The sequence below is a fragment of the Streptomyces sp. NPDC044984 genome, assembly GCF_040646935.1.
Lineage (GTDB): Bacteria > Actinomycetota > Actinomycetes > Streptomycetales > Streptomycetaceae > Streptomyces.
In genome coordinates this window covers 346,887-359,948 of the sequence record NZ_JBEZBE010000001.1, presented here as the reverse complement: position 1 = coordinate 359,948, position 13,062 = coordinate 346,887, and the positions used below count along the sequence as shown (strand labels likewise).

The window sequence follows — 13,062 nt, the reverse complement described above, 5'->3', positions numbered from 1 at the left end:
TCCGCGCTCATTCCCGGGGGCCGGGCGGGGGGTCCTCCTCGCCGGGCGCGGTGACCGCGTCCCGCACGCCGAACGGCATGTCCCAGTCCCACGGGCCGGACACGGAGTCCCGGGTGCGGCGGGACGGGTACGGCTCGCCGGGGTCGTCGCGCGGGGGCGGCGGGGCCGGCCGGCGGCGTACGGGCGGCGCCGGCTTCGCCCCCTGCGGAACACGACGGTTCCGTGGTGCACGGCGGTTCCGTGGTGCACCGGGCCCCGGGAGCCGGTTCCCGGGGCCGTCTCCGGGCGGGCGGCGGCGCCAGGCGCGTACCGCCAGTGACGTGGGGACCGCCACCAGCGTGAGCCACGCCAGCGCCGCGGCTCCCACCTGCCACCCCACCGGGCCGAACCGGGCGAGCGCGGCCACTCCCAGCGGCCCGCCCGCGAGCGCGGCGAGCACGGACAGCAGGGCCGCGCACAGCACGGCCGCCAGTCCCGCCGCCCCGGCGGTCCGACCGCGGGTCCAGGCCGGGGCGGGCGCCGGTCCGCTCCTCGCGGCGCCCCGCCCCACGAACCACCCCACCACCAGTCCGGCCGTCACCGGCAGCGCCGCCGCCGCCCAGTTCGGCGCGGTCCCCGCCCCCGCGTCCGGCACCGCCGCGAGCAGCGGGAACGGCGGCAGCGGCGGGGCGGGCGGGGAGGACAGCGGCGTCACCTGGGTGCCGGTGCCGAGGAGGAAGCCGGGGCCGAGGGCGTACGCAGCCGCCCACACCGCGGCGTTCGGCGCCAGCGTGACGCAGAGCAGCAGCACCGCCAGCCATCCCGACCAGCCCTCCGTCAGCCGCAGGAACCCCTGCCCGGCCTCCCCGGCGTGCCATCCCAGCGACACCGCGAGCAGCAGCGCCCCGCCGCCGGCCAGCACCGTCGCCCCGGCCACCGCCGCCCGCGCCGCGACCCCGGGACGACCGTCCGGCCCGAGGACCAGATGGCGTGCGCCCCTGGGCAGCACCGCGCCCAGCACCCGCTCCAGCGGTCCGCTCGGACGGCCGTACGCCGTCCACACCCCCGCCCCCGCGGCCAGTCCGGCGACCAGCGGCACGCACACCGCGGTCCCCCACTCCGGCCGCAGCCCACCGCCCGCGCAGGAGAGCACGGCGGGCGTGCCGACGGCGAGGTAGCCGAGGAGGACGCCCGCCCACGCCGTACGGCCGGGGACGAGCGGGGCCTCGCCCCCCGCGCCTCCCGCACCGCCCTCCGCCACGTCGCGGGCCGCCCGGTGCAGCAGCCACACCGGCAGCGCGAGCAGCAGCAGGGGCGGGACGCCCACGGGCGCGGGGACACCGGACAGCGTGTCGGCGCGGACCAGTTCGGCACCGTGCGCCAGCAGCCACAGCGCCGCCGCGACGCGCAGGGCGCCGCCGGGCCCGCTGTCGGGGTAGGGCGAGCTGACCCACAGCAGGATCACGAGCACGGCGAACGCCGCGAGCCCCAGTCCGGCCGCGAGGGCGCCGCCGAGGAGACCGGGGGCGAGTCCCGGCGAGCGGTCGCGCACACGGGTGAGCAGGGCGGCCGGCGTCGTACGGCGAGCGGTCATCTGGGTCACGTCCGCCATGCTCCCAACGACACGCGCTTTCCCGTCGTAACGGGCAAAAAACGGCTGTGTCGCTCAATATACGTTTATGTACTTTTCTGGACGGAGGGGCTCCCCGTGACACGGAGCCCCACCACCCCGCTCCCCCCGCCCGGTGAACGCCGGCGCCTGCGTGAGACGGCCTCGCTGACGCGTCCTCAGCTCGCGAAACGCGTGGGCGTCCGGCCCGGGACGGTACGTGCGTGGGAGTCCGGCCGCAGCACACCCCACGGTCGGAACCGGGAGGCGTACGCGAGGCTGCTGGCCGGCCTGGCGGAAGGGACCGCCGACGCGGGGACGCCGGAGTCCGTGCCCGTCCGTCGGGAGAAGGAGGCCACAGCGGTGGTGACGGTGTGTCTGGACAAGCCGGGCGGCGACGGCCGTCCCGAAGCGTTCGCGCAGGCACCCTCGCCGGCCTCCGCCTCCTCCCCGGACCTCACGCCCGCTCAGGCCTTCGACGCCCTGTACTCCTTCTGCGCCCCCGCCCTCGTCCGGCAGGCCTACCTGCTCACCGGCCGCCGCGCGCTCGCCCGCGAGTCCGTGGAGCGGGCCTTCCAGCTGGCCTGGGACCGCTGGCCCGAGGTGGCCCGGGACCCGGACCCGGCCGGCTGGGTGCGCGCGGCGGCGCACGAGTGGGCGCTCTCCCCCTGGCACCGGTTCCGCCGCCGCCACCGGCAGCCCGAACCGCCGCTCCCGGAGGAGGACGACCGGGCGCTCCTGGAGGTGCTGCTGCGCCTCCCGCCGCCGTACCGCCGCACGCTCCTGCTGTACGACGGGGTCGGCCTCGGTCTGCCCGAGACGGCGGCGGAGACGGAGGCCAGCACCCGGGCGGCGGCCGGCCGGCTGACGTACGCGCGCGAGACCGTCGCCGCCCGGCTCCCGGACCTGTCGGACCCGCGGGAGCTGCACCGGCGCCTGGCCGAGCTGGCCTCCGCCGGGCGGCTGCGGGCGGCCGAGCCGCCGGTGGTGCGCGGCGGCAGCGAGCGCCGGGCCCGGTTCTGGACCCGGGCCGCCGTCGCGTTCACGGTCGCGCTGATCGGCACCACGGCGCTCACCCTGCGCACGGCCCCGACCCGCTACGAGCCGCCCGTGCCACCGGGCGAGACGGTGCGGGGCGTTCCGCCGCGGGTGGCACCCGGTCCCCTGTCGGAGGAGGAGCGGGAGCTGCGCGCCCGGCTGCGGGAGGAGCTGCCGCGGGGGGCGGAGCGGCTGGCGCCGCAGGCGCGGTAGCCGGGGCGCGACAGCCGAGGGCCTGGCAGCCGGGGGCGGAGACGACGGTGGGCCCGTCCCCCACTGCGGGGAACGGGCCCACCCGTACGGTGTCGCTCGGTGTCGCTCCGCGCCGCCCGCTCAGCCGGCGAGGATGGCGCGCGCCAGCTTCGCCGTCTCGGTCGGGGTCTTGCCGACCTTGACGCCGGCGGCCTCGAGGGCCTCCTTCTTCGCGGCGGCCGTGCCGGAGGAACCGGAGACGATGGCGCCGGCGTGGCCCATGGTCTTGCCCTCGGGCGCGGTGAAGCCCGCGACGTAGCCGACGACCGGCTTCTTCACGTTCTCCTTGATGAACGCCGCGGCCCGCTCCTCGGCGTCGCCGCCGATCTCACCGATCATCACGATCAGGTCGGTGTCGGGGTCGGCCTCGAACGCGGCGAGCGCGTCGATGTGCGTGGTGCCGATGACCGGGTCGCCACCGATGCCGACGGCGGAGGAGAAGCCGATGTCACGCAGCTCGTACATCATCTGGTACGTCAGCGTGCCGGACTTCGAGACCAGGCCGATGCGGCCCGGCTTGGTGATGTCGCCCGGGATGATGCCGGCGTTCGACTGACCGGGGGTGATCAGACCCGGGCAGTTCGGGCCGATGATCCGGGTCTTGTCGCCCTTCTCCACGGCGTACGCGTAGAACGCGGCGGAGTCGTGCACCGCGATGCCCTCGGTGATGACGACCGCGAGCGGGATCTCGGCGTCGATGGCCTCGACCACGGCGGCCTTGGCGAAGGCCGGCGGGACGAAGAGCACGGACACGTTGGCGCCGGTCTTCTCCATCGCCTCGGCGACCGTGCCGAAGACCGGGATCTCGTTGCCGTCGATGTCGACGGACGTGCCGGCCTTGCGCGGGTTCACACCACCGACGATGTTCGTGCCGTCGGCCAGCATGAGCTTGGTGTGCTTCATGCCCGTGGCACCGGTCATGCCCTGGACGATGACCTTGCTGTCCTTGTTGAGGAAGATAGCCATGGCTGTGTAGTCCCTCGTCCCTTACTTCGCAGCAGCCGCGAGCTCGGCGGCCTTGTCGGCCGCGCCGTCCATGGTGTCCACGCGCTGGACCAGCGGGTGGTTGGCGTCGGAGAGGATCTTGCGACCCAGCTCGGCGTTGTTGCCGTCCAGGCGGACGACCAGCGGCTTGGTGACTTCCTCACCGCGGTCCGCGAGCAGCTGCAGCGCCTGCACGATGCCGTTGGCGACCTCGTCGCAGGCGGTGATGCCGCCGAAGACGTTGACGAAGACGGACTTGACGTCCGGGTCGCCGAGGATGATCTCCAGGCCGTTCGCCATGACGGCGGCGGAGGCGCCGCCACCGATGTCGAGGAAGTTGGCGGGCTTGACGCCGCCGTGCGCCTCACCGGCGTAGGCGACGACGTCCAGGGTGCTCATGACGAGACCCGCGCCGTTGCCGATGATGCCGACCTCGCCGTCGAGCTTGACGTAGTTGAGGTTCTTCTCCTTGGCGGCCGCCTCGAGCGGGTTGGCCGAGGCCTTGTCCTGCAGGGCCTCGTGCTCCGGCTGGCGGAACTCGGCGTTCTCGTCCAGGGAGACCTTGCCGTCCAGGGCGATGACGTCACCGGAGGCGACCTTGGCCAGCGGGTTGACCTCGACGAGGAGCGCGTCCTCGGCGACGAAGGTCTTCCACAGGGTGACCAGGATGTCGGCGACCTTGTCGGCGACGTCGGCCGGGAAGTTCGCGGCCTCGACGATCTCGCGGGCCTTGGCGGGGGTCACACCCTCGTTGGCGTCGATCGGGGTCTTGGCGACGGCCTCGGGGCGGGTGGCCGCCACCTCCTCGATCTCCATGCCGCCCTCGACGGAGGCGATGGAGAGGAAGGTGCGGTTGGCACGGTCGAGGAGGAAGGAGACGTAGTACTCCTCCAGGATCTCCGGGGCCGTCTCGGCGATCATCACCTTGTGGACCGTGTGGCCCTTGATGTCCATGCCGAGGATGTCCGTCGCGCGGGCGACGGCCTCGTCCGGGGTCGCGGCGAGCTTGACGCCACCGGCCTTGCCGCGGCCGCCGACCTTCACCTGGGCCTTGACGACGGACTTGCCACCGAGCCGCTCGGTGGCTGCGCGGGCCGCCTCAGGCGTGTCGATGACTTCACCGGCCAGCACCGGTACATCGTGCTTGGCGAAGAGGTCCCTCGCCTGGTACTCGAACAGGTCCACGCGCTTCCGTCCCTATCAGTGATCTCGCGGTTCGTTGGATGCGTGGGCGTGCCGCGAAGGGCAACGTGACGTCCGCTGTGTCACAAGGGAGGCGCACACGGTGTCCGAGCGCGCGGCATGTCCGTCTCGCAGGTTATCGCCGCTTGGGGGACCTCTCTAAATCGCGGGTCACACGTGAGCGGTGATACCTGTCACATGATGCCGCCATCTCTGGCACGGCGTGCCGGACGTGAGGGGCCTCACCGGGCTGGGGTTGGCCCGGTGAGGCCCTGTCGAACAGCCCGGAGGGGCGCTGAACGCCCTGTTCTCCGGGATGCGGGGTGACCGGGTCCCCACCCCAATGGGGGCCGGTCGCCCCTCCACGAGGTTCCGGCCGGACAGACCGACGGCTTTCGGCTGTCCGGGTCCTGACGCCCCGCGGAGTCCTTCGCCACCTGTGAGTCAGGTGCGGGTGGGGGCGCGGGCACGTGCGGCCGGACCGGCGTGAGGGGTCCGCGGCGGCTCCGCTTCCGCCGGGACACGGAGGTTCCCGGACGGGCAGGCCGCCGCGCCGCCCTCGCGCGCACGTGTCCGCGGCGAGGGAGGGGTGTCCCTAGGCGGGTGAGACCGGGACGTCCTGGTACGGGTCCCGCGTACCGGCCGCCTCGGCGCGCACGGTGTCGCCGGGTACGGGCCGGAGCGGCGGCCGGTGATGCGCGGTGACGGCGCACGCGTCACCGTGCCGCGGCGTGCCGTGGTCCGCGGCCGGGCGGCTGCCCGCCGTACCGTCCGACTGACCGGCGGGACCGCCGGGGGTGCCGGGAGCGTGCGGTGCGGGGGCCGGGCCGGTGTCCACGACGTGTACTGCGTCCTGCGCGGGCCGGTGTCCCCGGTCCGCGTGGGGCGCGCGGCCGGCACGGATGAGCTCCGGGCCGTGGACTCCGGGGCCCGCGGCCCGCTCCGGGGTCCCGGACGGTCCGCCCGGCCCCTTCGGCTCGCCCGGGGCGTCCTGGGCGTCCTGGGCGTCCTGGGCGTCCTGCCCGGGCGTGCCGGACGGCGGTGTCGAGGTGCCCGGCTGCGGGACGGACACGTCCGGCTGCGGGGCGGGCGCGCCCGGCTCGGGGAGCGTCTGCTCCGGCGCGTCGGGCAGGTGCGGGAGCTCCGGCAGCGGCGCGGGCTGCTCCGGGCCGGGGAGCGCGGGCAGGCCGGGGAGGACGGGCAGCGCGGGCAGGGTGGGCAGGGTGGGGAGCGCGGGTAGGGCGGGGAGTTGTCCCGGCGTCGCCTCGTCCAGCCGGCCGGTCACCGTGCCGACCAGGTCCCCGGCCGGCCGTACGATCCGCTCGTCCACGGACCGGACCACCGTCTCGGTCAGCGGACGGACCGGATCGGCCACGTCCGGCCGCGGCACGGTGCGGGTCTCGACGACCGGCGCGGGGCCGTTCGGGTCGGGCGCGGTGCCCGAGCCCGTCGACACCGAGGACCCGACGGTGGAGGGGGTCCGCTCGACCGGCCCGCCGTCCGCCGCCCGCGCCCGCTCTCCGCACAGCACGCCGAGCACGAACACCGCGCCCACCAGCAGCGCCAGCAGGACCGCACGCCGCCCCGCCACCGTGCGCATCGCGCGCAGAGCGGCACCGGGCAAGGCTGCTGACCGGATCAAGAGGGGCTGGTCCTCCCGGACGGCTGGACGGCTGGACGGCTGGAGACGCTTCACGGGTCCTTCATCGAACGGCGTCGATCCTTGCACGCGACTCCCGAGGTAGCGCAAGCCCTCCGTTACCGATGGGTACTCATGTCCGTTTTCACCGCCCCGAGTCCACTCCTCAAGCCGTGTCCGGTATCGGCAACGGCCGCTTCTCGATCGCCGCCGCCATCACCTCCGGGAACAGATCGGGTGTGCAGGCGAACGCCGGGGCGCCCAGCGCGGCGAGCGCCGCCGCGTGCTCCCTGTCGTACGCGGGCGCCCCCTCGTCGGACAGCGCGAGCAGCGTCACGAACTGCACGCCCGACGCCTTCATCGCCGCCACCCGCTTGAGCATCTCGTCGCGTATCCCCCCTTCGTAGAGGTCGCTGATCAGCACGACCACCGTCTCCGCCGGCCGGGTGATCCGCGCCTGGCAGTACGCCAGCGCCCGGTTGATGTCCGTACCGCCGCCGAGCCGGGTGCCGAAGAGGACGTCGACGGGGTCGTCGAGCTGGTCGGTGAGGTCGACGACCGCTGTGTCGAAGACGACGAGCCGGGTGTCGACCGCCCGCATGGAGGCGAGCACCGCCCCGAACACCGACGCGTACACGACGGACGCCGCCATCGATCCGGACTGGTCGACGCAGAGGACGACCTCCTTCCTCACCGACCGCGAGGCACGCCCGTGGCCGATGAGCCGCTCGGGCACGACCGTCCGGTGCTCCGGGAGGTAGTGCTTGAGGTTGGCCGCGATCGTGCGGTTCCAGTCGATGTCGTGGTGGCGTGGCCGGCTGACGCGGGCGCTGCGGTCGAGCGCGCCGGTGAGGGTGGCCCGGGTGCGGGTGGCGAGCCTCTTCTCCAGGTCCTCGACGACCTTGCGCACGACCGCCCGTGCCGTCTCCTTCGTCGTCTCCGGCATCGCCTTGTCGAGCGACAGCAGCGTGCCGACGAGGTGGACGTCGGCCTCGACGGCCTCCAGCATCTCCGGTTCCAGCAGGAGCGTGGCGAGGCCCAGCCGGTCGATGGCGTCGCGCTGCATGACCTGGACGACGGAGGAGGGGAAGTAGGTCCGGATGTCCCCGAGCCAGCGGGCCACCGACGGTGCCGACGCGCCGAGCCCCGCCGAACGGTCCCGGCCCGCCTGCGGCGTGTCCCCCTTGCCGTAGAGCGCGGCGAGCGCCCCGTCCATCGCGGCGTCCTGCCCGGACAGCGCGCGTCCGGTCCCGTCGGCCGTGTCACCGCCGAGCACGAGCCGCCAGCGCCGCAGCCGCTCCTGCGCCGGGTCCGTCGTCGTGGCCGCCTCGTCCTGTGTGTCCGTCATCCCGTCACCCCCGCCAGTCCGTCGTGCGCTTCCCCGTCCTCCCCGTCGTCCTCCCCGTCCAGCCCGAGCAGCAGCCGCAGGACCGGCAGCACGGCGTCCGCGCGGGCGGTGTCGGGGTCGGGGGCGAAGCCGGGGACGCCGGACACCGCGGCCGCCGTGCCGCCGCGGGCCCCCGGTCCGCGCCGGACCAGTTCACCGAGGGTGCGCCGCACCCCCGGCTCGTACGCCGAGAACGTCCGCCGCAGCAGCGGCAGTACGTCCGTGAACGCCTCCGCCGGTACGCCCGTCAGCCACGCGTCGACCAGCCCGAGCAGCCGCTCGTCGTGGACCAGGAGCAGTCCGCCGCCGGAGCCGCCGACGAAGCCCTCGATCCACGCGGCCGCGTCCGCCGGCGGCGTGCCCGGCGACAGCACGAGCCCCATGAGCCGCGCCGCCTCGTCCTGCGCCAGCTCCCCGTCGTCCAGCAGCAGCCGCACGGACCGCCCCCGTATGACGCCGGGCACGGTGTCCCGTGCGGACAGGGTCCGCAGTACCGACTGCCAGCGGGCGCGCAGCTTCCCGTGGCCCGGAGCGGGGGCGTCGCCGAGGAGGCCCACCGCGCCGTGCACCGCGTCGACGTGGCGCCGCATCTCGTCGGCGGCGTCCGCGTCCAGGGCGGCGCAGGCCGGGGGCAGTCCGACGAAGACCCGCTCGGCGAGCCCGGCGGCGACCTCGGCCAGCGCCGCGGTGTCGGTGCCGCGCACGTCGCCGTAGCGCAGTGAGCGGACCAGGGCGGGCAGCGCCTGGGCGAGGTGGCCGACGTCGGTGTCGAGGGCCGCGCGGTCGGCGAGGACCCGCATCACCGTGGGCAGCGCCTCGGGCAGGGAGGCCAGCAGGCAGCGCTCGGCGAGCCCGGTGACCTCGGCGAGCCCCCGCGCGCCGACGGCGTCCGCCTCCGCCCTGGCGGTCGCGGCGGCGAGCACGGTCGTCCCCCAGACCCCGGCCTCGGCGACCCGCACGGACAGCTCGGGCTCCCAGCGCAGCCGCCAGGTCTCCCGGAAGGTCCCCGTGCCGCCGTGTACGGCGGCCGGTTCTCCCCAGCCGATGCCGAGCAGCCGCAGCCGGTGCAGCAGTCTGCCGCGCTCCGCGTCGGTCTCCTTGCGCAGGTCGAGCTCCAGCTCCCGCTCCCCGGCCTCGGGTTTCAGCCGCAGCCGGCGCTGGATCCGCGCGAGGTCGCGCTGCAGCGGAACGGCGGGTGCCGTCGCCGGCACCTCCCCGAGCACGTCGCCGACGACCAGCCGGTCGTGCACCAGTGCCAGCGGCACGTCGGAGCCCTCGCACATCACCGCCCGTACGGCGTCGGTCGTCTCGCTCAGCCCGGGCAGCGGGCGTCCGCGCAGCGCCGCGAGGGTCTCCGCCAGCCGTACGGCCTCGATGACGTGCGCGGAGGAGACGGTCCGGTCCTCGGCCCGCAGCAGCCGGGCCACCTTGGTCAGCCACCGCTCGACCGGCCGGTCCGGGGCGCCGAACAGATGCCCGTACCAGCCCGGGGAGTCGATGCCCGCGCCGTAGCCGCTCGTCCGGGAGAGCCTGCGGTGGGTCCAGGGCACCCAGGTCATGTCCGTCTTCACCTTGGGCAGCCCCTTCACCAGGGCACGGTCGGCGGCGACGGTGGCCTTGTGCCGCAGCGCCGGCACGTGCCAGGCCCCGCAGACCACGGCCACGCCGTCCTCGAACTCCCGCCGCGCCGCCCGGACCTGCAGCCGCATGTGCGCCTCGCGCACGAGGTCCCGCCGGTGTCCCCCGCTTCCGTACTCCTCCCGCAGCGCGGTCATGGCCTCCTCGAGCGCGGTGAACGGCGCGACCGCGTCCCCCTCGCCCACGCCCCGGTGCTCGACGACGTCCTCCCACCACCGCTCCGCGTCGTCGTACCCGGCGGCTTCGGCGAGCACCCCCAGGGGGTCGACCCGCATGTCGTCGCCCGCGCCGGGCCCGGGGTCCCCGTCGTCCTCCCAGGCCAGGGTGTGCGCGGCCGGCAGGTCGATGAAACGGGCCGGGACCTCGTGCTCCAGCGCCCAGCGGAGCGCGACCCACTCCGGGGAGAACTCGGCCAGCGGCCAGAAGGCCGAGCGGCCGGGCTCGTCCACCGCGTGGGCGAGCAGCGCGACGGGCGGCCGCATGTCCTTCTCCGCGGCGAGCGGGACCAGCGCGTCCGCCTCCGGCGGGCCCTCGATCAGCACGGCGGCCGGCCGGGCCTCCTCCAGCACCGCCCGCACCGCCCGCGCGGACCCCGGCCCGTGATGCCGCACGCCGAGCAGCAGCGGCCCCGCGGTGTCCGCCTTCCTGCCGTTCATCCGAGTCCTTTCGTGGATGCCCCGCCTCCGGACGGGGGAGGAAATCAACCGCTGACCTCCCGGCAGGCCCGGTAGAAGTCCTTCCAGCCGTCGCGCTCGCGGACCACGGTCTCCAGATACTCCCGCCAGACGACACGGTCCGCCGCCGGGTCGCGGACGACCGCGCCGAGGATGCCCGCGGCGACGTCCCCGGCCCGCAGCACGCCGTCGCCGAAGTGGGCGGCCAGCGCCAGCCCGCCCGTGACGACGGAGATCGCCTCGGCCGTCGACAGCGTGCCGCTGGGCGACTTGAGCTTCGTCCTGCCGTCGGTGGTGACCCCGTCGCGCAGCTCGCGGAAGACGGTGACGACCCGGCGGATCTCGTCGATGCCGTCGGGCACGGCCGGCAGGTCGAGGGAGCGGCCGATCTGGTCGACCCGGCGCGAGACGATGTCGACCTCCGCCTCCGGGGTCTCCGGCAGCGGCAGCACCACGGTGTTGAAGCGGCGGCGCAGGGCGCTGGACAGGTCGTTGATCCCCCGGTCGCGGTCGTTGGCCGTGGCGATCAGGTTGAAGCCGCGGACCGCCTGCACCTCCTGGCCCAGCTCCGGTATCGGCAGCGTCTTCTCCGACAGGATCGTGATCAGCGTGTCCTGGACGTCGGCCGGGATGCGGGTCAGCTCCTCGACGCGGGCCGTCATGCCCTCCGCCATGGCCCGCATCACCGGGCTGGGCACGAGGGCGTCGCGGCTGGGGCCGTGGGCGAGCAGCCGGGCGTAGTTCCAGCCGTAGCGGATGGCCTCCTCCGGGGTGCCGGCCGTGCCCTGCACGAGCAGGGTGGAGTCGCCGCTGACCGCGGCGGCCAGGTGCTCGGAGACCCAGGTCTTCGCGGTGCCGGGCACGCCGAGCAGGAGCAGGGCGCGGTCGGTGGCGAGGGTGGTCACCGCGACCTCGACGATGCGGCGCGGGCCGATGTACTTCGGTGTGACGACCGTGCCGTCCGGCAGCGTGCCGCCGAGCAGGTAGGTGGCGACGGCCCACGGCGACAGCCGCCAGCGGGCGGGCCGGGGACGGTCGTCCTGCGCCGCCAGCGCGGCGAGTTCGGCGGCGAAGGCGTCCTCGGCGTGCGGTCGCAGCGCCTCCGCCTCCGCCGCCGTCGTGTCCGCGGGTGCGGAGCCGTCCCGGCTCGGGTCGACGGACGTCGGTTCAACAGAGACAGGCATGGTTGAGTCCCCTCCAGCTCGGCCGGTTCGGATCTGGCACCAACCGTGCACCACACCACTGACAATCGCTCTGACCTGCACGAACACCCTCGCCAGGGCGATTGTCAGTGCCGGGATCTAGTTTCGGTGGCATGACTGAGCAGGGGGTGCGCTGGACCGCGGACCAGGTGCTGGCACTGGCGCCTGACGCCGCGTCACGCACGGCGGGAAGCAGACTCGGCGCGGCCGGTCCGTGGTCCGGGGCCGGCAGTTCGGGCGAGGGGGCGGTGTGGGGTCTGTGCGAGGGCAGTGGGAGCACTCCGTACCGGACGGTCGTCGACGTCGCGGACGTCTCCGGGCCCGCGTACCACTGCAGTTGCCCGAGCCGTAAGTTCCCGTGCAAGCACGCGCTCGGCCTGCTGCTGCTCTGGTCGGGCGGGGACGGGGCGGTGCCGCGGGGGGAGGCGCCGGAGTGGGCCGAGCAGTGGATCGCGGGCCGGCGCAGGCGCGCGGGGCAGGAGCGGGCCGAGGGCCCCTCGAGCTCCTCGGGTTCCGCCGGCCCGGAGGCGGCACGGCGCAGGGCGGAGCGCCGGGCCGAGCGGGTGACGGCGGGCGCGGTGGAGCTGGAGCAGCGCCTGGCGGACCTGCTCCGCGGCGGCCTGGCGGCGGCCGAGCAGTCGGGGTACGGGCTGTGGGAGGAGACGGCGGCCCGCATGGTCGACGCCCAGGCGCCGGGGCTGGCCGCCCGCGTGCGGGAGCTGGGGGCGCTCGCGGGCACCGGGCCGGGCGGGCCGGTGCGGCTGCTGGAGGAGTGCGCGCTGCTCCACCTCCTCGGCCGGGGCTGGCTGCGCCGGGAGCGGCTGCCGGAGGGCCTGGCCGCGACGGTCCGTTCCCGCATCGGCCTGCCCGCGCCGGCGGACGGCCCGGCGATACGGGACCGCTGGCTGGTCCTCGCCCAGTACGACACGGCGGACAGCCGTCTGACGACCCGCCGCGCCTGGCTGTACGGCGCGGACTCGGGACGCACGGCGCTGCTCCTCTCCTACGGGGCGGCGGGCCGCGCCCCGGAGCTCTCGCTGCCGGTCGGGCTGGCCCTCGACGCGGAGCTGTCCGCGTACCCGGGCGCGGGGCAGCCGCGGGCGGCCCTGGGCGAGCGGTTCGCGCCGCCCGCCCCGACGGACGTGCGGCCGCCGGGGACGACGACGGCCCGGGCGGCCGCCCGCTACGGCGAGGCGCTGCGCGACGACCCCTGGCTGGACTCGGTCCCGGTGACGCTGGACCGGGTGGTACCGGCTCCGGACGGTGACGGCTGGCAGCTGGCCGACGCCGACGAGGACGCGGCCCTGCCGCTCACGCCGGCCGCGCGGTCCCGCCCCGGTCTGTGGCGTCTGGTCGCCCTGTCGGGCGGCGCCCCGGTCAGGGTCTTCGGCGAGTGCGGCCACCAGGGATTCACTCCACTGGCGGCATGGCCGGAGGGGCCCGGTGAGGCGGTGCCGCTGTGCTGAGCGGTGCGCTCG

The 13,062-nt window shown here is 75.5% G+C and carries 9 protein-coding genes; 2 read left to right on the top strand and 7 right to left on the bottom strand.

The window, feature by feature from the left end:
- Positions 1–7: 7 nt before the first annotated feature.
- A complete protein-coding gene (locus AB0A94_RS01785; RefSeq protein WP_361737198.1) occupies positions 8–1,591 on the bottom strand; it encodes a DUF6350 family protein in 1,584 nt (527 codons plus the stop codon).
- A 96-nt stretch (positions 1,592–1,687) separates the two neighbouring features.
- Here AB0A94_RS01785 and AB0A94_RS01780 point away from each other — a divergent pair, with 96 nt between their 5' ends.
- Positions 1,688–2,839 (top strand): helix-turn-helix domain-containing protein, encoded by a 1,152-nt coding sequence (locus AB0A94_RS01780; protein WP_361737195.1) that lies wholly within the window; start codon positions 1,688–1,690, stop codon positions 2,837–2,839.
- Between the two features lie 120 nt (positions 2,840–2,959).
- Here AB0A94_RS01780 and sucD read toward each other — a convergent pair whose 3' ends face one another.
- The 6 genes from sucD to AB0A94_RS01750 all read right to left on the bottom strand — a co-directional run bounded on the left by sucD (position 2,960) and on the right by AB0A94_RS01750 (position 11,566).
- Entirely contained in the window at positions 2,960–3,844 is an 885-nt protein-coding gene (gene sucD, locus AB0A94_RS01775; protein ID WP_030829714.1) for a succinate--CoA ligase subunit alpha, read from the bottom strand.
- A gap of 21 nt (positions 3,845–3,865) precedes the next feature.
- A complete protein-coding gene (gene sucC / locus AB0A94_RS01770; protein WP_361737191.1) occupies positions 3,866–5,047 on the bottom strand; it encodes an ADP-forming succinate--CoA ligase subunit beta in 1,182 nt (393 codons plus the stop codon).
- A 592-nt stretch (positions 5,048–5,639) separates the two neighbouring features.
- Positions 5,640–6,668 (bottom strand): hypothetical protein, encoded by a 1,029-nt coding sequence (locus AB0A94_RS01765; protein WP_361737188.1) that lies wholly within the window; start codon positions 6,666–6,668, stop codon positions 5,640–5,642.
- 181 nt (positions 6,669–6,849) lie between these two features.
- Positions 6,850–8,031: a VWA domain-containing protein gene (locus AB0A94_RS01760; protein ID WP_361737185.1), complete on the bottom strand. Its 1,182-nt coding sequence runs from the start codon at positions 8,029–8,031 to the stop codon at positions 6,850–6,852.
- Positions 8,028–10,364 (bottom strand): DUF5682 family protein, encoded by a 2,337-nt coding sequence (locus tag AB0A94_RS01755; RefSeq protein ID WP_361737182.1) that lies wholly within the window; start codon positions 10,362–10,364, stop codon positions 8,028–8,030. Before AB0A94_RS01755 ends, AB0A94_RS01760 begins: the two co-directional genes overlap by 4 nt.
- A gap of 44 nt (positions 10,365–10,408) precedes the next feature.
- Complete coding sequence (locus tag AB0A94_RS01750) at positions 10,409–11,566, bottom strand: AAA family ATPase (protein ID WP_361737179.1); 1,158 nt, start codon at positions 11,564–11,566, stop codon at positions 10,409–10,411.
- A 131-nt stretch (positions 11,567–11,697) separates the two neighbouring features.
- Between AB0A94_RS01750 and AB0A94_RS01745 the strand changes: the two genes are divergently transcribed.
- Positions 11,698–13,050, top strand: a complete 1,353-nt coding sequence (locus tag AB0A94_RS01745) for an SWIM zinc finger family protein (protein WP_361737176.1) — start codon at positions 11,698–11,700, stop codon at positions 13,048–13,050.
- Positions 13,051–13,062: the final 12 nt, after the last annotated feature.